The 16,742-nt window shown below is 45.0% G+C and carries 19 protein-coding genes; 17 read left to right on the top strand and 2 right to left on the bottom strand.

All coding sequences use genetic code 11. The features are described 5' to 3' along the window. Positions 1–194: 194 nt before the first annotated feature. Entirely contained in the window at positions 195–1,673 is a 1,479-nt protein-coding gene (gene spoIVA / locus AC1U9Z_RS07040) for a stage IV sporulation protein A (RefSeq protein WP_479956576.1), read from the top strand. 265 nt (positions 1,674–1,938) lie between these two features. On the opposite strand, the gene AC1U9Z_RS07035 is transcribed toward spoIVA, so the two are convergent. Then, positions 1,939–3,000 carry a helix-turn-helix domain-containing protein gene (locus AC1U9Z_RS07035; RefSeq protein WP_479956574.1) on the bottom strand — a complete coding sequence of 354 codons (1,062 nt, stop codon included), beginning with the start codon at positions 2,998–3,000 and terminating at the stop codon, positions 1,939–1,941. Between the two features lie 203 nt (positions 3,001–3,203). Between AC1U9Z_RS07035 and AC1U9Z_RS07030 the strand changes: the two genes are divergently transcribed. The 3 genes from AC1U9Z_RS07030 (at position 3,204) to AC1U9Z_RS07020 (ending at position 5,247) form a co-directional block, all read left to right on the top strand. Further along, on the top strand, positions 3,204–3,467 hold the full coding sequence (locus tag AC1U9Z_RS07030; protein ID WP_479956572.1) for a helix-turn-helix transcriptional regulator: 264 nt from the start codon (positions 3,204–3,206) through the stop codon (positions 3,465–3,467). 3 nt (positions 3,468–3,470) lie between these two features. Continuing rightward, positions 3,471–3,863, top strand: coding sequence for a sigma factor-like helix-turn-helix DNA-binding protein (locus tag AC1U9Z_RS07025; RefSeq protein WP_479956570.1), 393 nt, complete (start codon positions 3,471–3,473; stop codon positions 3,861–3,863). Between the two features lie 67 nt (positions 3,864–3,930). Further along, a complete protein-coding gene (locus AC1U9Z_RS07020) occupies positions 3,931–5,247 on the top strand; it encodes a hypothetical protein (protein ID WP_479956568.1) in 1,317 nt (438 codons plus the stop codon). A 236-nt stretch (positions 5,248–5,483) separates the two neighbouring features. On the opposite strand, the gene AC1U9Z_RS07015 is transcribed toward AC1U9Z_RS07020, so the two are convergent. Further along, complete coding sequence (locus AC1U9Z_RS07015) at positions 5,484–5,567, bottom strand: putative holin-like toxin (RefSeq protein ID WP_442886030.1); 84 nt, start codon at positions 5,565–5,567, stop codon at positions 5,484–5,486. A gap of 604 nt (positions 5,568–6,171) precedes the next feature. Here AC1U9Z_RS07015 and AC1U9Z_RS07010 point away from each other — a divergent pair. From AC1U9Z_RS07010 to AC1U9Z_RS06950, 13 genes are all read left to right on the top strand, one after another. Continuing rightward, positions 6,172–6,651, top strand: coding sequence for an HK97 gp10 family phage protein (locus AC1U9Z_RS07010; protein WP_479956567.1), 480 nt, complete (start codon positions 6,172–6,174; stop codon positions 6,649–6,651). A 7-nt stretch (positions 6,652–6,658) separates the two neighbouring features. Next, entirely contained in the window at positions 6,659–7,141 is a 483-nt protein-coding gene (locus tag AC1U9Z_RS07005) for a phage tail terminator family protein (protein WP_479956565.1), read from the top strand. 115 nt (positions 7,142–7,256) lie between these two features. Further along, the gene (locus AC1U9Z_RS07000; protein ID WP_479956563.1) at positions 7,257–8,573 is read left to right on the top strand and encodes a phage tail sheath family protein; all 1,317 of its coding nucleotides are present in this window, start codon (positions 7,257–7,259) and stop codon (positions 8,571–8,573) included. After that, positions 8,574–9,038 (top strand): phage tail tube protein, encoded by a 465-nt coding sequence (locus tag AC1U9Z_RS06995; protein WP_479956562.1) that lies wholly within the window; start codon positions 8,574–8,576, stop codon positions 9,036–9,038. Between the two features lie 22 nt (positions 9,039–9,060). Beyond that, the gene (locus tag AC1U9Z_RS06990; RefSeq protein WP_479956560.1) at positions 9,061–9,483 is read left to right on the top strand and encodes a phage tail assembly chaperone; all 423 of its coding nucleotides are present in this window, start codon (positions 9,061–9,063) and stop codon (positions 9,481–9,483) included. Positions 9,484–9,663: 180 nt separating this feature from the next. Next, entirely contained in the window at positions 9,664–11,826 is a 2,163-nt protein-coding gene (locus AC1U9Z_RS06985) for a hypothetical protein (RefSeq protein ID WP_479956558.1), read from the top strand. Beyond that, positions 11,826–12,572 carry a LysM peptidoglycan-binding domain-containing protein gene (locus AC1U9Z_RS06980; protein ID WP_479956556.1) on the top strand — a complete coding sequence of 249 codons (747 nt, stop codon included), beginning with the start codon at positions 11,826–11,828 and terminating at the stop codon, positions 12,570–12,572. The genes AC1U9Z_RS06985 and AC1U9Z_RS06980 overlap by 1 nt, the downstream gene beginning before the upstream one ends. A 32-nt stretch (positions 12,573–12,604) precedes the next feature. Then, a complete protein-coding gene (locus AC1U9Z_RS06975) occupies positions 12,605–13,582 on the top strand; it encodes an XkdQ/YqbQ family protein (protein ID WP_479956702.1) in 978 nt (325 codons plus the stop codon). Next, the gene (locus AC1U9Z_RS06970; RefSeq protein WP_479956554.1) at positions 13,579–13,983 is read left to right on the top strand and encodes a DUF2577 domain-containing protein; all 405 of its coding nucleotides are present in this window, start codon (positions 13,579–13,581) and stop codon (positions 13,981–13,983) included. Before AC1U9Z_RS06975 ends, AC1U9Z_RS06970 begins: the two co-directional genes overlap by 4 nt. 2 nt (positions 13,984–13,985) lie before the next feature. After that, entirely contained in the window at positions 13,986–14,393 is a 408-nt protein-coding gene (locus AC1U9Z_RS06965) for a DUF2634 domain-containing protein (RefSeq protein WP_479956552.1), read from the top strand. Beyond that, complete coding sequence (locus tag AC1U9Z_RS06960; RefSeq protein ID WP_479956550.1) at positions 14,386–15,423, top strand: baseplate J/gp47 family protein; 1,038 nt, start codon at positions 14,386–14,388, stop codon at positions 15,421–15,423. The genes AC1U9Z_RS06965 and AC1U9Z_RS06960 overlap by 8 nt, the downstream gene beginning before the upstream one ends. A gap of 3 nt (positions 15,424–15,426) precedes the next feature. Further along, on the top strand, positions 15,427–15,843 hold the full coding sequence (locus tag AC1U9Z_RS06955; RefSeq protein ID WP_479956548.1) for a phosphoglucomutase: 417 nt from the start codon (positions 15,427–15,429) through the stop codon (positions 15,841–15,843). Further along, positions 15,843–16,742: DUF2793 domain-containing protein (locus AC1U9Z_RS06950; RefSeq protein WP_479956545.1), on the top strand; the 900-nt coding region annotated here is incomplete at its 3' end. The genes AC1U9Z_RS06955 and AC1U9Z_RS06950, both read left to right, overlap by 1 nt.

Here is a 16,742-nt window from a genome sequence, read left to right as displayed (position 1 = left end):
TAAACTACCTCGCGGTACATATATATATAATGTTAATGTATGCCAATGGAAAATAATTCAGGAAGAGGGGACTACCTTTATCCTCCAAGAGAAGCTTTTCCGGTCTCTACGGTCCATTTCGCGGAGGAGGGATGCAGTATTTCAATATAAATTTCCCTATAATTTTTTGAATTTTTAAGGAGGGATAGACTTATATGGAAAAGATGGATATCTTCCGCGATATAGCGGAGAGGACCGGGGGAGATATCTACCTCGGTGTAGTCGGCGGGGTGCGGACCGGTAAATCCACTTTTATTAAAAGGTTTATGGAATTAGTGGTAATTCCCAATATTAAAAATGTCTATGATAAAGAACGGGCTAAGGATGAGCTTCCTCAAAGCGGAGCAGGCAGAACAATCATGACCACGGAGCCTAAGTTTGTCCCGAATGAGGCAATTGAAATTACAGTTAATCCTAGCCTCAAGGTAAACATGAGGTTAGTGGATTGTGTTGGTTATCGTGTTCTGGGTGCCCTTGGCTATGAGGAAGAGGAAGGCCCCCGCATGGTAACAACACCCTGGTATGAGGAACCGATTCCCTTTCAGGAAGCGGCCGAAATCGGTACGAGGAAAGTTATTTCCGAACATTCTACCATTGGTGTTGTGGTTACCACCGATGGAACAATAACGGATATTCCAAGGGAAAATTATATTGATGCCGAAGAGAGAGTGGTCGAAGAACTAAGGGATATCAATAAACCCTTTGTCATCGTGCTCAACACCATCAAACCCCAAGCCAGTGAAACCGAACAAATCGTAGCCGAATTGGAAGAAAAATATGATGTTCCTGTGCTGCCCATAGACTGTGCCGAGTTAACACAGCAAGATGTTATGCAAATATTACAACAAGTTCTCTTTGAATTCCCCGTTAATGAAGTTAATATTAGTTTGCCCCTATGGATTGAGGAATTGGATAGCAAGCATTGGCTCAGACAGAGTTTTGAAGATGCTGTCCGGGATACGGTACGTCATGTACGTCGATTGAGGGACATTGAGACAGCTGTAAGCAACCTGGATGGTTATGATTTTGTTAATCAAGTGAACTTGAAGCAGATGAATATGGGTACCGGGTCAGCTTCCATTGAGATGGTAGCCAAATCAGACCTTTACTATCGGATATTAACGGAGGAAACTGGTTTTGAAATTGAAGGGGAACATCATCTGTTTAGACTGATGAAGGAATTGTCTGTGGCCAAGCGGGAGTATGATAAGGTGTCCACTGCCCTATCCGAAGTCCGTGATACCGGTTATGGGGTTGTTACACCGAGACTGGATGAAATGAATTTGGAAGAGCCGGAATTAATTCGACAAGGGAATCGCTTTGGGGTAAAACTAAAGGCCAGTGCCCCTTCCTTGCATGTTATTCGGGCGGATATTACCACGGAAATTACTCCGATTATTGGTACCGAAAAGCAGTGTGAAGAACTGGTGCAATACATGTTAGCTGGTTTTGATGAGAACCCGCAAAAAATCTGGGAATCTGAAATCTTTGGTAAAACCCTGCATGATCTAGTGCGGGAAGGGATTCAAAATAAATTGCACAGAATGCCAGAGAATGCCCAGGTTAAGCTTCAAGAGACCCTGCAAAGAATTGTTAACGAAGGCAGTGGCGGACTAATCTGTATAATAATATGATAATCAGTAGATACAACCCCGAGGCAAGTAGTGCCTGTGGGGTTGTTTATATTATCCGAAAGCATCATAAATAACAGGGGTTTTGGTTAATGTGCATACCGTAAAGGCAACCTGGGAAATTAAAAAAATTAGAGACCCTTCATAAGTTCGCTGAACTTTTGGGAGGTCTCTTTTTTTATTGCCCAGGACAACAGGCCAATAGACTATTCGTGTCAGCATGGTCTTAGGGCATTTACAGTTTGGTTTGTGGAAAGGCCAACTCTTCTTATAGGTTTACAATTACTTTGATGACCTTTCCTAAAACCTTAACTTCGGTTTCTGCTAGATCAATAAATCGTGGTTGATGGTCCTGGTTCGTGCTATTTGGTAACAAAGTAACAGTAGACTCGGAACAATAAAACTTTTTAATGGTAGCATCTTCACCATTAACTAAAACAACAGCGATCTCACCGTTTTCAACGGTTGGTTGCTGGCGAACAATTACGATATCGCCATTGTTTATACGGGAAAGATTCATCGAATCGCCAGTAACTTTGAGACCAAAATATTCACCGGATTTAGTGAGCTGTTCAGGAAGATATTCGTAACTGATTATATTTTGTTCAGCAAAGAGTGGCTCGCCAGCCCGAATAACACCTACTACAGGAATTTGGCTGAGCTGGTAGGTATCCGTATGGTTTGGTTCTGTTATTTTGCTTTTATTTATGGTGATTTTGTCGGAATGATGAGACCCTTTCAATTCGGAAAAGCTTTGGTTGTTCGTTTCGATATAAGTGATCCTACTTGTCGATTCATCTAGGGTAACTTTCTCTATTTTCCAATAATCGAGGGGTATCGGAATTTCCTCGTTTTTTATCTTTACGATTACCGGCCCTTGATAATCCGTTGGCCACTTAAAACCATTGGAAACGAATAAACATAAATCATAATATTCGACATCTGTTACAGGCCGTTTTAGTTTATCCAGGATGTGAGATAGATAGAGTAAGGTATTTGGGGTGTATATGTGACTGCTAGAATGAAGTAGCTCCCTTGCTGTGTCCCAAAACAGAGCATGGGTATCTTCACGATGGATGACTGCTTTGATTGCAGCAATCATAATGGAGTATTGTTCTTCTTGCGCGTTCTTAAAAGGTGATTTTCCCAACAGGTAGTCAACCGAAACATTAAAGAAATTTGCTAGCTTTACCATTACCTCGTAGCTAGGGTTCCTTGTCCCAGATTCATACATACCAACTGAAGATGTCGTTACTTCTAAATGTTTTGCTAATTCTGCCTGCGTTAACTCTTTGATTGTTCTTAATTCTTTTATTCTTTTTCCAATCAAGATTATCACCCCTAGTTATATTATATACAAAAAATCATTCCTTGCAACACAACTAATAGTGATATTTTTAGTGATTGAATGGTATTTTGAGAGAGTGGGTCTTAATTTTCTTAAATTGCTTGGCATTACAACTAATAGTGTTAAAAGGTATTTTCATAATACAACAATTGGTGATATTATGGGTTGCAGGAGGTGATCGAAAGATGAGCCATCTAAAGGAATTGAGGCTAAAAGCTGGCTATAAAACAGCGAAAGAAATTACCCCGCTTTTAGGGATAACACCAAGTGCAATATATCAGATTGAGGGCGGGCGTAAACAGCCATCCGTTAAATTGGCAATAAAGATGGCTAATTTATACAATTGTTCTTTAGAGAATATTTTTAGGCCCATTTATACAACTAATAGTGTTAATTATAAAACAATTAACACCAATGGTGATAATTGGGCTGCAATAAAGGAGGTATAAAGAATGACAAAACAGGAACTGCAAGAATATTACTGGGTACGCCGGAATATTCAGCGACTTAAAGATAAATTGCTGGAGTTAGAGACAGAGGCAACCAAACAGACCACCATTCTGAACCATGCTCCTAGGGGCGGCGGTTATAACAAGGATAAAATAGCGGGTCTGGTGGCTAAGATCATGGAGGTACAGGACGAAATTAACGGCCAACTGCAAGGGTCTTATGCCTTGTTGGCCAAGATTGAAAAAGCGATTGGTGTTCTACCGCAAAGGGAAGGTTACTTAATCCGGGCCAGATATTTAGATTTAAAAACTTGGGAGCAGATCGCTGCGGATATGCATTATAGTTGGCGCTGGATACATCGGATACATTCCGAGGCATTAAAATTATTAGACTAAAACATAAAGAGTGCACACCAGTACACAGCATTTCATGCTATGATGGTATTGTGAAAACCGCCTGGAGATGGGCGGTTTCTTTTTTATAAAAGCACCTGCTGAAATAGTAGGTGCTTTTGTTATATCCGAAAGTGGGGTGAGGAAAATCATTAAAACAATAGCCACAGCAGGGTGTTATAAAAACAATGAGCTTATCGAAAGCTTTATTGAAGAGAATCTGGCTAACAGCCCCAGTGATAATGCCGATGTACGTGTTAAAAGGAAAAGAAAGACGCCGCAAAGCTTAAAAAGTAGGTTTTGGCAGAGTTCGACAAGGAAAATCCTCCTTCGGTGGTATTATGTAAGCATTGAAATAGTAACTACCTTTATAGGGGGAGTGTTTGTGTCGATGAACAAAAAAGGATTTTACAAAAAACGGTGGTTTATCTTTGGCCTTGTTGTGGCATTGATTTTTGGGCTTGCTGGTTGCGGGAATAGGGAATCCCCAGAACAGGCTGTTAAAAATGCTTTTGATGCTATTAAGGTAGCGGATGTTGAGAAAGCTTCGAAATACATTGATTACAACAAAGTTTTAACAGAAAGTGACAGGGAGAAAAATGATCCTAAATCAAACGAGGAACCAAAGGAAATGAGGAAGCTTATCTTAAAGAATCTCAATTACAAAATTTTATCTTCGTCGGAGTCAGGGGATACTGCCACGGTTAGTGCGGAAATAACCAATATAGATATGAAAAATGTAATGGCCGATCTTTTCTCTCAGGCTTTTCCGCTTGCATTCTCTGGACTGAATGAAGCTGAATTGGATAAGAAGTTCTCTGAAATATTCATTAACCTGATAAATCGGGAAGAGAATAAAACTATTACAAGCACTGTGGAGATAAAGCTTTCTAAGGATCAGGGGATCTGGAAAATCGCAGAAGATGATAAGCTTTTTGATGCGCTTTTAGGTGGGTTATTGAGCGTTGGTCAAAATGAGAGCAATTCTTTCGGCAGTGGCAAAAATACAGAAATGCGTAAGCTAAGTGAAATAAGGAATTGGGTCGTGGGTGATGTTTGGAATAAAGGGTTTTGCGATATCCGATATTACAGTGCACGGGGAACGGGTAGTACCGGAGGAACCTTAGATATTGATTTTACTATAGAACAGCTCGGCTTAGCTATGGCAAAGAAGGCTGAATATGATAGTTACGTTAATGGATTGGATGATACAAAATATTCTCAGGTAAAATCGATATGGCCTAAACTATCTTCGGAGATAGATGTTTTGTATAATCAGATTAAGCAGCGCAAGCCTGTAGCAAACGATGAAAGTAATATTTTAGATACAGGGAAGTTCGCACAGTATCGAGACGCTTTCGAAGATGCGATTGATAAATTAGATTAAAGACTGAGAAGACCAAAAGGAGCCAGCGTAAGTCTGCTTAATTCAAAGTTGATAATTTTTGGTTTAACTAAATCACTTATTATGGTATTATAGGCTTAAATAAGGCATACTACAAAATAAACGACTGCAGGTGCTACAACACCTACAGTCAAAGTACAACAGTAGCCCTCTGAGGGGCTGGCTCAAGTTTACTACGAAAGAGTAGACCTCCCGTTTGCTTGTGGGCTCAGGGAGGTCTACTTCTTTCTATCATGCGACAACATAGTCACGATTAAGATGCCAAAAGTTAGCATCAACATCAACGATTCAAATGCTGTCATAGTCCCACCCCCTTTCTACCGGGGATGAGCCAGACCACCCTTGAGGAGCCTTTTCGATTGTACAAGGAATATTATACCATAAAGCCCTCTTTTTCGAAGGTGGTTTTGTTTTGGGGAAAACATATGATATTATAGGGCCCCGGGGAAGTACACGCCTAACGGATTCCAGATTAGAATTAGATGGATACATCGGATACATTCGAAGGCATTAAAATTATTAGACTAAAACATAAAGAGTGCACACCAGTACACAGCATTTCATGCTATGATGGTATTGTGAAAACCGCCTGGAGATGGGCGGTTTCTTCTTTATAAAAGCACCTGCTGAAATAGTAGGTGCTTTTGTTATATCCGAAAGAGAGGTGAGGAAAATTACTAAAACAATAGCCACAGCAGGGTGTTATAGAAGCCATAAGCTTACCGAAAGCTTTATTGAAGAGAACATGGCTGACAGCCCCACTGATAATGCCGATCTGCGTGTTAAAATAAGGGCCCCCACCTGGGGCCTTTTTGATTGAGGCATGGCTCAGTTATCCGTGTTACCCACTGCGGGGGCTAAAACAGCCATGCAGAATATTAAATTGTAATGGGGGGATAGGGTCTAATGACTGGGCTAGGTAGCTTTGAATTTGACGAGTTTAAGAAATTGGCTAAGAGATTTCAGAAAGCCGTGGACGACCGGGTTGTCGACAAACTTATCCGAGAATTACTAATCGAACTGGCCTATCGGGCTGTTGCCAAAATCAAGCTGCGTACGCCAGTTAATACCGGAGACTTAAGGCGCAACTGGTTGGTTGGCCGGGTAGAAAGACAAGGAAACAGTTATTTCGTAGAGATATTTAACAATCTGGCATACGCCTCCTTTATCGAAAATGGTTTTTATACCCACTGGCTGCCAGGGGGAGGGGAAGGAAATATATTCAAATATATTTCGGGGGCTAAAACAGAGATGCAGGCTGGCAGCAACGGTGTCTGGGTTGAAGGCCGATTTATGGTCAAAATATCCATGCAGGAGATTGCCAGGGAATTGCCAGCTTACATTGAAAGGGGGCAGGCACAACTTTTACGGGATATTTTAGGTTAGGGGGTGAGTGATCATTGTAAATGATGTACGTGAGGCCGTCATTGCGGTACTAAATCAGCATTTCCCGGCTATAAAAATATGCGACGAAGAAATCGAACAGGGCTTGGCAGAGCCTTGTTTTTTTGTGAAGCTGTTTCCGACAGCCCAAGGCCGGGAATTTAATCGTCGCTATAAACGGTACCATGCCTTTGATATCCATTATTTTGCTGCTACCAATGAAGCCATGCAGGTTATGGCTGGGCAGCTATATGAACATCTGGAGTATATCCAGCTATCTGGTAGCGTGGTCCGGGGAAGCAAGCTGTATCACGAAATGATAGATGGCGTACTCCATTTCTTTGTAAATTATGATTTTCATATTATCCGAGAAAAGCCAGCGATCCCCAAAATGCGAGAATTAGAACAGGAGGGAGATATAAAACATGACGAAAGAAAAAAAAGTAAAACAGCCGATCCCATATACGAAACAGCAATTTTTAGCCGCCAGTAAATTTACCCCCCAGCAAAAAGACCTTTTGAACGCTGTACTGGAGGACGGACAGACCTATACCCGAGAAGAGGCTGTCCAGAAGATTAAGGAATTTATGAAAAGGACGGTGGAATAAATGGCCGGTGGTACATGGACTAGTCAAAACAAAGTTCGCCCTGGCGTGTATGTGAACTTCGCCAGCGAACCAAACTCCCTTGGAACGGTAGGTGACCGCGGCATTGTAACCCTAGCCCTGGCACTACCCTGGGCTGCTGCAAAAGAAATCATTACCATTCAAGCCGGAGAAAAACTGCAAGACAGCCTGGGTTACGATATCACGGCCCCGGAACTGCTATTGGTTCGGGAGGCCTTGAAAAGGGCTAAAACACTGTTGCTGTATCGGCTTAATGTTGGGACCAAAGCCACAGCAACCCACACAGGATTGACCGTTACGGCCCTGCATGGTGGCATTCGAGGCAATGACATTGCAATCATCATTCAACGAAACATGGATGACGAAACGGAGTTTGATGTAAGAACCCTGGTCAATGGGGTAGAGGTAGACTTGCAAACAGTTGGAAATATTGCCGGACTCAAAGCAAATTCCTGGGTAACCTTCAGCGGCACTGGGGCACTAGAGGAAACCGTAGCCTTACCTCTGACCGGCGGGGCCAATGGCACAGTGACCAACCAGGATCACACGGATTATCTGGCTGCTGTGGAAGTCCATGAATTTAATACCATCGGTTTAGCAGCGTCGGACCCAACGCTGAAATCCCTGTACACATCCTTTGTAAAACGTTTGCGGGATGAAGAGGGCTTTAAAATACAACGGGTAGTTGAAAACTACCCGACTGCTGATTACGAGGGTGTTATATCGGTTAAGAATGGCGTGCTGCTAGCTGACGGCACAACCCTCACAGCAGCCCAAGCAGTGGCGTGGGTAGCCGGTGCCACTGCCGGGGCCAAAATCAATGAGTCGCTTACTTATCAAGCCTATGATGATGCCATCGATGCTTCGCCAAGGTATACAAACTCACAAATAGTAGCTGCCTTAAAAGCCGGGGAGTTTGTGTTTACGCCAAACAATGGCCGTGCCTTGGTAGAACAGGATATTAATACCTTGACGGGTTTTACCACTGACAAAGGCCGGCCCTTTGCCAAGAATCGGGTTATCCGGGTATTGGATGGTATTAACAATGATTTTAGGCGAATCTTTGAGGCCTTTTATATCGGCAAGGTGGATAACGACGAAGATGGCCGTAACTTGCTGAAAAACGAATACAACAGCTACCTAGGAACATTGCAGGGTATCGCTGCCATCCAAAACTTTGATGCCCAAAGGGATGTTGTCGTGCTGCCAGGCAATGAATCAGACAGTGTGTATGTTGAAACCAATGTGCAGCCGGTGGATTCCGTTGAAAAAATCTATATGAAAGTGCAGGTGAGATAGGTGGGATTTTTCAAGGCCAATGATGCCGTCTCCGGTCAAGAAGGTCGAGCCTACGCGACGATTAACGGCAATGTCGAAGAAATGTTCTACGTAAAAACCCTGGAGGGAAAGGTTGAAAAGCAAAAGTCAGAAATGAGGGCCTTGGGCCGTCGTGGCACGCAGCATAAAGCCACTGGCTGGAGCGGCAGTGGGAGCATGACAATTTACTATGCCACAACCCTATTTCGGCAGCTGATGCTAGATTACATCAAAACAGGCAAGGACACCTACTTTGACATCCAAATTGTTAACGAGGACCCAGGTTCCAGTATCGGCAGGCAAACTGTCGTGCTGAAAAACGTTAATCTTAACAGTGTTATCCTGGCTAAGGTGGATACGGAAAATGAGTTTTTGGATGAAGAGATTGATTTTACCTTTGAAGATATTGATATCCTGGATAGCTTCAGTGCCCCGGTGTTGGGCTAATAAGATTTAGGAGGTATCAGCAATGAGTGATTTAAGTGTATTCTTTGCCCAGAACAATCTGGCAGATATTACGGAGGAATTTATTGTATCCGAGCGATTCAAGGACAAAGCTAGTCAGCCGGTGCCTTGGAAAATCCGCAGCATGACCGAGGCTGAAAACGAGGCCATTCGCAAGTCAGCCACCAAGCGGATAAAGGTTAAGAACAGTGGCTATACCACCGAGGTAGACTCCGAGGAATATATTGCCAGGCTTGCTGTCTCCAGTGTGGTTTTTCCGAACCTAAAGGATGCGGCCTTGCAGGAATCCTACCAAGTAAAGGGGGCAGATGCGCTCTTGCGTAAGATGCTGTTGCCTGGGGAGTATGCTGCATTGATTCAAAAGGTACAAGAACTGAACGGCTTTGATAAGGATGTTAGTGAACTAATTGAAGAGGTAAAAAACTAATCCAGGAGGGCGATGGTGAGGCGAATTATGCTTACTATGCCCTCCATGAACTTCATATCCTGCCACATGATTTTGTGAGCATGTCGCGGCCTGAAAAGGCCGCGATTATGGCCATGATAGATGTGCGTGTAAGGAGGGAAAAACAGGAACGGAAGCGCCAGATGAAAAGAAGGTGATTAATTGGCCACGGTATCGACAACGCTAAAAATGTTTGATCAATTTTCCCAACCTTTGCAACGAGTAGTAAGCCAAGTGAATGCTGCAGTGAGTGCTATGGGGCGGCTTCAGAGGGCCTTGCAAGTACCTGCGCCGCCCCCGATTAGAGTTCGTTTGAATCTAAACCTTGCATCCCTGCGGACGCAGATCAATTCAGCCTGGCGTGGTTTAGGGACTTCGGGCATCGTGGTTCAGGTACGCTTGGATACAGCAAGGGCCCTAAGGCAAGCCAGTGCCCTCCGGGCACAAATCATTTCCCGAATTGGCACCATTACGGCTCGGCTAAGCCTAACGCTCCCTGGCAATCTAAACAACTTGCTAACGGGGCTGCAGCGATTGGTAACACAACTGCTTGGGGCAATCGAAAGACTGCGCTTACCGCCGGGAGGTGGCGGTGGAGGTGGAGACGGTGGTGGCGGTGGGATTGCTGGCAGGTTAAGCAAGCTTAAAGGCCTGGCTGCCAATCCTAATGTCCAGGAATTATTTAAGGCCACCCTTGGTGGTGCCATGGAACAACAAAGAATGCAGGATCTGTTTATCGCCCGTACAGGTGATGCACAGGTCGGGACAGCCATGTTTGAGCGGTTTAAGGCAGATGCGATGGCGGCTGGCCAGGATGTAAACAAATCCTTGCAATCGACCCTATCCTTTTTCCCAGTGACTCAAAATACGGATCAACTGACGGGATTAAACAGCCTAGCCCAGCGGCTGAGTGCTTTCGACAGCGCTGGCAACGGCATTGAAGGGGCTGCTGCTGCACTTAAAGGAGTCTGGTCCGGCGATATTGCATCCTTAGCAGGGAGTTTTAATCTACCCGAGGCGGATATACGGGCCTTTGGCCTGGATGAACTAGGTAAATCAGGTGATGTTGATGGTTTTATCAAAGCCTTTGATCAACTGCTGGAAAAGCAGGGCATGGGGCAAGCCGCCTTTGAAACCATGCTGAAAAGCCCGGCTAAGCAAATGGAGATTCTGGGCAACAACGTAAGAACAGCCTTTGCCAATGCCGGCGGGGCAGCCGTGAAAGGGTTGCTGCCAATCATCGTAATGCTCAACGATGCGTTCCAGGCAGGCAAATTCCAAGTGTTTTTTGATATGCTTAGCCAGGGTTTGGGGTTAGCTGTCCAAGGACTTACACATATAATCCAAGCAGTACAGTGGATATTTCAACTGGTGGCTGACTACGGACCGGAAATCTCCGCTATGCTGCTTGCCTGGGGGGCAACTTACATCCCTACCCTGGTTGCCAAACTGTGGGCTATGATTCCGCCCCTTTATACCAGCGCTGCCGCTTGGCTGGCTATAAACTGGCCAATACTGGCGGTTGTAGCGGCGGTGGGTCTAGTGGTCTTTGCTCTGCGGCAGTTTGGGGTGACCACCGAGCAGATGGTTGGTTTTGCCATCGGGATTTTCTATACCTTATTTGCGATGATTTCCAACTCTATTGCCTTTGCATGGAACCAGATATTGGCTTTTGCTGAATTCCTGGGCAACATCTTTATCGACCCGGTCTATGCTGTTCAGAAACTATTTTACGACATGATTAAAAACGTAGTGGAATATTTTGGTGGATTAATAAATGGGATCGCTGCTGGATTAGACTGGTTGATTAAGAAAGGCAACGAGAAGTTTAGCACAAACTTTGAGCTAATTGGTAAATTTGATACTAGCGTTATTGACAAAATTGTTGACAAATTCAAACCCACCACCGACAAGGGTGTTGTTGACCTATCAAAATACAGGATGAATCAAAAGGACTTGAGGGAAAACTTTCAGTCAGGATACAGCACCGGAGCCGGTTTGATGAACAGAATGGCGGGAGCAGGTGAAGCTTTTAAGCGGGATGGTTTAGATAAATGGGGTGTTGCAGGCGGGATTTCCGGGGTAGACAAGGTTGGCGGGGGTGGCAAAATCAATGATAAGGTAGATATCCCTTCAGAGGACCTCGCAGCGATGCGGGATCTTGCTGAGATGAAAAATATTCAAAACTTTGTTACCCTAACGCCAACGGTTCAGGTAACCACCGGGGATATACACCAACCAATGGATGTTAACAAAATGATTCGTCAGATTGAGGAAGCGATGACAAGAGAGATGGCTCAGAATGCGGAAGGGGTATATCGGTAATGGCAAGTTATAAATACGAAATATTTTTGAGTTTTAATAACAACGCGGAAGGCTGGAGGATTCCGGTTAATCCTGAGTCAATCGATATTGCACGGGGTGGGCAGGGGAAAACCTATGCTATTGTAGGTCCACGTGGCAGCACAGCCCTAAAAGATGCTGACTTAATCGGTTCAGGAGAAATTAACGTAATTGAAAGTCCGAAACTAATGGAGGTTAGCTTTAGTAGTATTTTCCCGGCAATCCAATACCCTTTTGTTGTGGCACCGCTTTTTAAACCAATGAAATATATTGAAGATATTCGAAAATGGATGCAGACCAAGCACCCGATACGGTTTATCTTTGTTGGCTCTAACGCGATGTTACCTCAAGATCAATCAGAATCAGAACAAGATATCAACATAGCAGCCTCTATCGAAAAATTTGACTGGAAAGAAGTCGCTGGTTCCCCGGGTGATATTGAATACGCCATCACCCTGAAAGAGTACAAATTTTACGCAGCACAGAAAATAGTTGAGGCAAAAGCTGCGAACGGCAATACCGTACTGCACAAACAACCGTCTGCGCCGGATACCAGAGTACGGCCCCTAACATACACACTGCAACCGGGAGACAATCTCTGGCAAGTGGGTATGAAAGTCTTTGGGCGTGATGGACGCTGGCGGGATATCCAGAAGCTGAATAATATAGCGGATGCAAATCTAAAGAAACTACAGGTAGGCATGGTGCTGAAAATACCACAGGATTAAGCAGGTACCTGAACTTAAGGGGGTGATCAACCATATTTGAAATCATCATTGATAACCGGGACGGCAATTTATGGAACATATCCAGCCTGATATCCGAAATAACCTGGAAAACCAGCTACCTTGGTTCTGCCGGGAGTATGGAAGTTTCCTTGATTAAGGGCGAAATTTATGGGGACCCGAGTTTTAAATACGCACCCGGTGACATTATTCGGTTTAAAGCGGGTGGGATGAATGTTTTCTATGGCTATATCTTTACCATTGATAGCGGTAGTGACGAAGTGGTTAAAATTTTAGCCTATGACCAATTACGCTACCTCATGGCCAGCGATACCTACGTATTTTCCAACGTAACAGCGACGGAGGTGATCCGAAGGATTGCTAAGGATTTTAATTTGCCCGTGGGGGAGTTGGCTGATACCGGTTACAGGATGCCAACCCTGGTGGAAGATAACACAAAGCTCATGGATATCATTTGTAAAGCACTGACCGTTACATTGATCAATGCCGGTGAAAACTTTGTGTTCTATGATGACTTTGGCTTCCTAACGCTACGGAATGTCCGAGACTTAATGGTGAACTTTTATATCGGCAACCGAAGTCTGGTCTACGATTTTAGCCATAAGCGTTCGATTGATACAGATACCTACAACTATATTAAAATCGTAAAGGACAACAAAAATACAGGCCGACGGGATGTATATGTCCAACAGGACAAGGCCAACATTGCTAAATGGGGTAAACTTCAACTTTACCAAGTGGCAGACGAAAGCCAAAATGCCGCCCAAATTCATGCAACCCTGGCCCAAACCATGGCCTTAAAAAATCGGGAAAGCCGAAACATGACCATTGATGCCATTGGCGATATCCGGCTTCGGGCGGGAACCTATGTCCGAGTCGTGCTTGATGAATTTGGGATTAATCAACCGTTTTTGATCAATGAGTGTACGCATCGATTTGACGGGTCGGACCATACCATGTCACTAGATTTAAAGGTGGTGAATCGATTATGAGTTTGCTTGATCTGGTTAAGCAGGCTGGAGTAGGAGCCGTCGAAGCCAGCAATCCCATGGCGGTACTCTTCGGTACTGTGACCAAAGGGAATCCTCTGGAAGTAAACATTGACCAGCGTTTTACTCTCACAGGGGATTTTTTAGTTGTCCCTGAGAGTTTGAGATTTCTTAGGGCGAGTGACGAAAAGTTTAGCATAAAGGCCAAAGGGAATTTTCTAACGGGGGTTGTCGTGGAAGATGAAAGTGAAGAACAATGGACGGGTGCTACAAGGCTGTACGGCGAAGAAGTCACGATTACCCGAGGAAAGATGCCCCTGGCCCCTTTGGCGGCAGGAGACAAATTAATCCTGCTGCGGGTGCAGGGGGGTCAGCAATATATCGTTTTAGATAGGGTGGGTTGAGTATGATTCCGCAGGGTGGCAGTTTAAGCGTTAATCAAATGATTGGTTTAGAACAACAGCCAAGCTATACCTATAGGCTTGACCTGGCAGCTAATCGGATTGCTGGTATGACGGACGATATCGAGGCGATCAAACAAGCAGTTTTCAAGCTGCTGCAAACTGAAAAATACAACTATCCCATATATGGGAACTATGGTATTGAGTTAGCTGATTTATTGGGTAAAAGCAGATCATTTATTAAATCTGAATTGAAGCGCCGTATTCAGGAGGCATTGTTGCAAGATGACCGGATTAAGGCTATCGAAGATATGCAGATCACCTTTGACGAAGATCAGGCACTGGCAACCTTTGCAGTTTTAACCCCGTACGGCAGCTTCAATGTAAACCGGAAGGTGATCCATCATGTATGAACAACAAACTTACGAAGCCATCCTCCAGCGCATGTTAGCCCGGGTGCCCAACACCATGGATAAACGGGAGGGCAGCATCATCTATGATGCCCTGGCCCCGGCTGCGGCGGAACTGGCGCAAATGTATATAGAACTGGAGATTAACACCAGTCTGGCCTTTGCCAGCACCTCCAACGGAGATTATTTGGAGCTGCGTACAGAGGAACTGGGGATGACCAGGCAATTAGCCACCAAAACAAAACGAAAAGGGTTATTCTACGGCAATAGCGACACGCCGCTGGACGTACCAATGGGCAGCCGTTTTTCCATTGAAGGCTTAAATTATATGGCCGTCAATAAGCTTTCCAGCGGGCAGTACGCAATGGAGTGTGAAACAGCCGGCTCGTCAGGCAATCGGCCCCTGGGCAGTATGCTGCCCATTGATTACGTACCGGGTCTGGTCAGAGCGGAATTGGCCGAGGTGCTGGTGCCAGGGGAGGATACCGAGACGGATGCAGCATTACTGAATCGATACCGGCTCCAGGTACAGCGGCCCATCACTTCAGGCAATATCTATCACTACCAAAAGTGGGCCACGGAAGTACCGGGGGTCGGTGAGGCCAAGGTATTTCCTCTCTGGAATGGCCCCGGTACAGTGAAGGTGGTGATTGTCGATTCTGAACGTCAGCCGGCTACACAAGTATTAACAACCGCTGCGGCAGAGCATATAGAAAGTGTTCGGCCCATCGGGGCAAATGTGACGGTTGTGTCCGGCATTGGGAAACCTGTAAATGCAACCGCCATCGTGGTTTTAGCGGCAGGGTACAGCCTGCAAAGCGTGTCGGAGACCTTTGCAGCTGCTTTGACGGAGCATCTCAAAGACATTGCTTTCGCAGTGAATTACGTCAGTCATGCCCGCATAGGCACACTGCTTCTAAGTATCCCGGGAGTATTAGATTACCATGACCTGACCTTGAACGGTACCACGGCAAATATTGCCTTAGCAAACGAAGAAATACCGGTACTTGGTTCCGTTAATTTGGGGGTGTAAGCGATGCCTTATCCTAATGAAATTGACCGCTTTACGGAAAAGCTGAATAAAAAAGCTGCCGGCAGTGTGTATGTCATGGAAGAAGAAATCACGATCACGGACGGGGTATATGAGGGAACGCTGGCCCACGACAACATAACCAACAGCACGATCCGGGTTTATACAGGTCCTAAATTAACCGGCGAGCAAGTGACAAATTTCATTGTTTCGGTACCAGCAGAAACTCCCTGGAAGCGGTCAATCAAAATATTTGCCGCGACCGCCAAGGTATACGTCACTTATGAAACGCCTGGGGACACGGTAGAAGCTGAGGATGTGAACAAGCTTCAGGCATCTATCACAGCCACTCAGGAGGAACTAGAAAGATACCAGGCCGTTGGGGTTATTGACGGCGGCGACTTTATTCGGGAGGTGAAATAATGGCTCAACAAACAATTAAAATCAGACGTGGAACAAAGACCCAACTAACCGCATTAGGAAATCTGGCAGTAGGTGAGATGGGCTTTTGTACGGATACAAAAGAAGTGTATATCGGTGATGGCATCACAAATATTTTCGTGGGAAGGGCCATGTCGGGGACAGAGGCGGTCAGGCCCAATGCGGGTGTGTTGGGTCGATTGTACTATGTGACAAGCAGCACTAATATGGGGTATCTCTACTTTGATGATGGGGCTGCCTGGAAAAGGATCAATGCCCAGAAACTAACCGATCTGACTGGTACGTTGGATGATGTATCAGATGGCACCACCTATGCCAAGGTTAAGAAATCAGACATTACCAATGGCCAGGTCAATAAGGTTTCCGATGGCAGTAACACAAAAACTGCTGCGGAAATTAAAACCCACATAGACGATGCAACCAAACACCGGGTGATAAATGACGGGGGTGTATCTGGCACTGCCTTATGGTCAAGTCAGAAAATCAACACTGAAATATATAATGCTATACGTGGGTTGGAATGGCAGGATAGTGTCAAGTCAAAAGTTGTCGCCGCACCACCTGCTTCACCAGCAGCGGGAGACAGGTACATCATACCAGCAGGTGCTACTGGGGTATGGGCTGGGAAGACCAACCAAATAGCTCACTATCAATCATCCTGGGAATATTACGTACCCCAAGAAGGTTGGAGTGTCTATGTGGATGCAGAAAACAAGAACTATGTATTCAACAGTACTGAATGGGTGCGATCAGGTGAAGCCAACCAGAGCATCATTGCCGGAAACGGCCTAACAGGTGGAGGCCAAGGTGACACTGTAAGTTTGGCGGTTGGAGCGGGCAACGGCATCACCGTGGAAAGCACATCCGTAGCAGCTAAAGCC

The sequence above is a fragment of the Desulfotomaculum sp. genome (genome assembly GCF_982386235.1).
Note: the sequence above shows the minus strand (reverse complement) of the source record. Positions and strands in the feature narration are given on the sequence as shown.

Excerpts from the sequence above, each read along its gene's own strand:
- AC1U9Z_RS06990 (WP_479956560.1), top strand. The coding sequence starts at position 9,061 with ATGAGTGATTTAAGTGTATTCTTTGCCCAGAACAATCTGGCAGATATT.
- AC1U9Z_RS07030 (WP_479956572.1), top strand. The coding sequence starts at position 3,204 with ATGAGCCATCTAAAGGAATTGAGGCTAAAAGCTGGCTATAAAACAGCG.
- AC1U9Z_RS07015 (WP_442886030.1), bottom strand. The coding sequence starts at position 5,567 with ATGACAGCATTTGAATCGTTGATGTTGATGCTAACTTTTGGCATCTTA.
- AC1U9Z_RS07020 (WP_479956568.1), top strand. The coding sequence starts at position 3,931 with ATGGGCGGTTTCTTTTTTATAAAAGCACCTGCTGAAATAGTAGGTGCT.
- AC1U9Z_RS06980 (WP_479956556.1), top strand. The coding sequence starts at position 11,826 with ATGGCAAGTTATAAATACGAAATATTTTTGAGTTTTAATAACAACGCG.
- spoIVA (WP_479956576.1), top strand. The coding sequence starts at position 195 with ATGGAAAAGATGGATATCTTCCGCGATATAGCGGAGAGGACCGGGGGA.
- AC1U9Z_RS06965 (WP_479956552.1), top strand. The coding sequence starts at position 13,986 with ATGATTCCGCAGGGTGGCAGTTTAAGCGTTAATCAAATGATTGGTTTA.
- AC1U9Z_RS07000 (WP_479956563.1), top strand. The coding sequence starts at position 7,257 with ATGGCCGGTGGTACATGGACTAGTCAAAACAAAGTTCGCCCTGGCGTG.
- AC1U9Z_RS07025 (WP_479956570.1), top strand. The coding sequence starts at position 3,471 with ATGACAAAACAGGAACTGCAAGAATATTACTGGGTACGCCGGAATATT.
- AC1U9Z_RS06960 (WP_479956550.1), top strand. The coding sequence starts at position 14,386 with ATGTATGAACAACAAACTTACGAAGCCATCCTCCAGCGCATGTTAGCC.
- AC1U9Z_RS06955 (WP_479956548.1), top strand. The coding sequence starts at position 15,427 with ATGCCTTATCCTAATGAAATTGACCGCTTTACGGAAAAGCTGAATAAA.
- AC1U9Z_RS06970 (WP_479956554.1), top strand. The coding sequence starts at position 13,579 with ATGAGTTTGCTTGATCTGGTTAAGCAGGCTGGAGTAGGAGCCGTCGAA.
- AC1U9Z_RS07010 (WP_479956567.1), top strand. The coding sequence starts at position 6,172 with ATGACTGGGCTAGGTAGCTTTGAATTTGACGAGTTTAAGAAATTGGCT.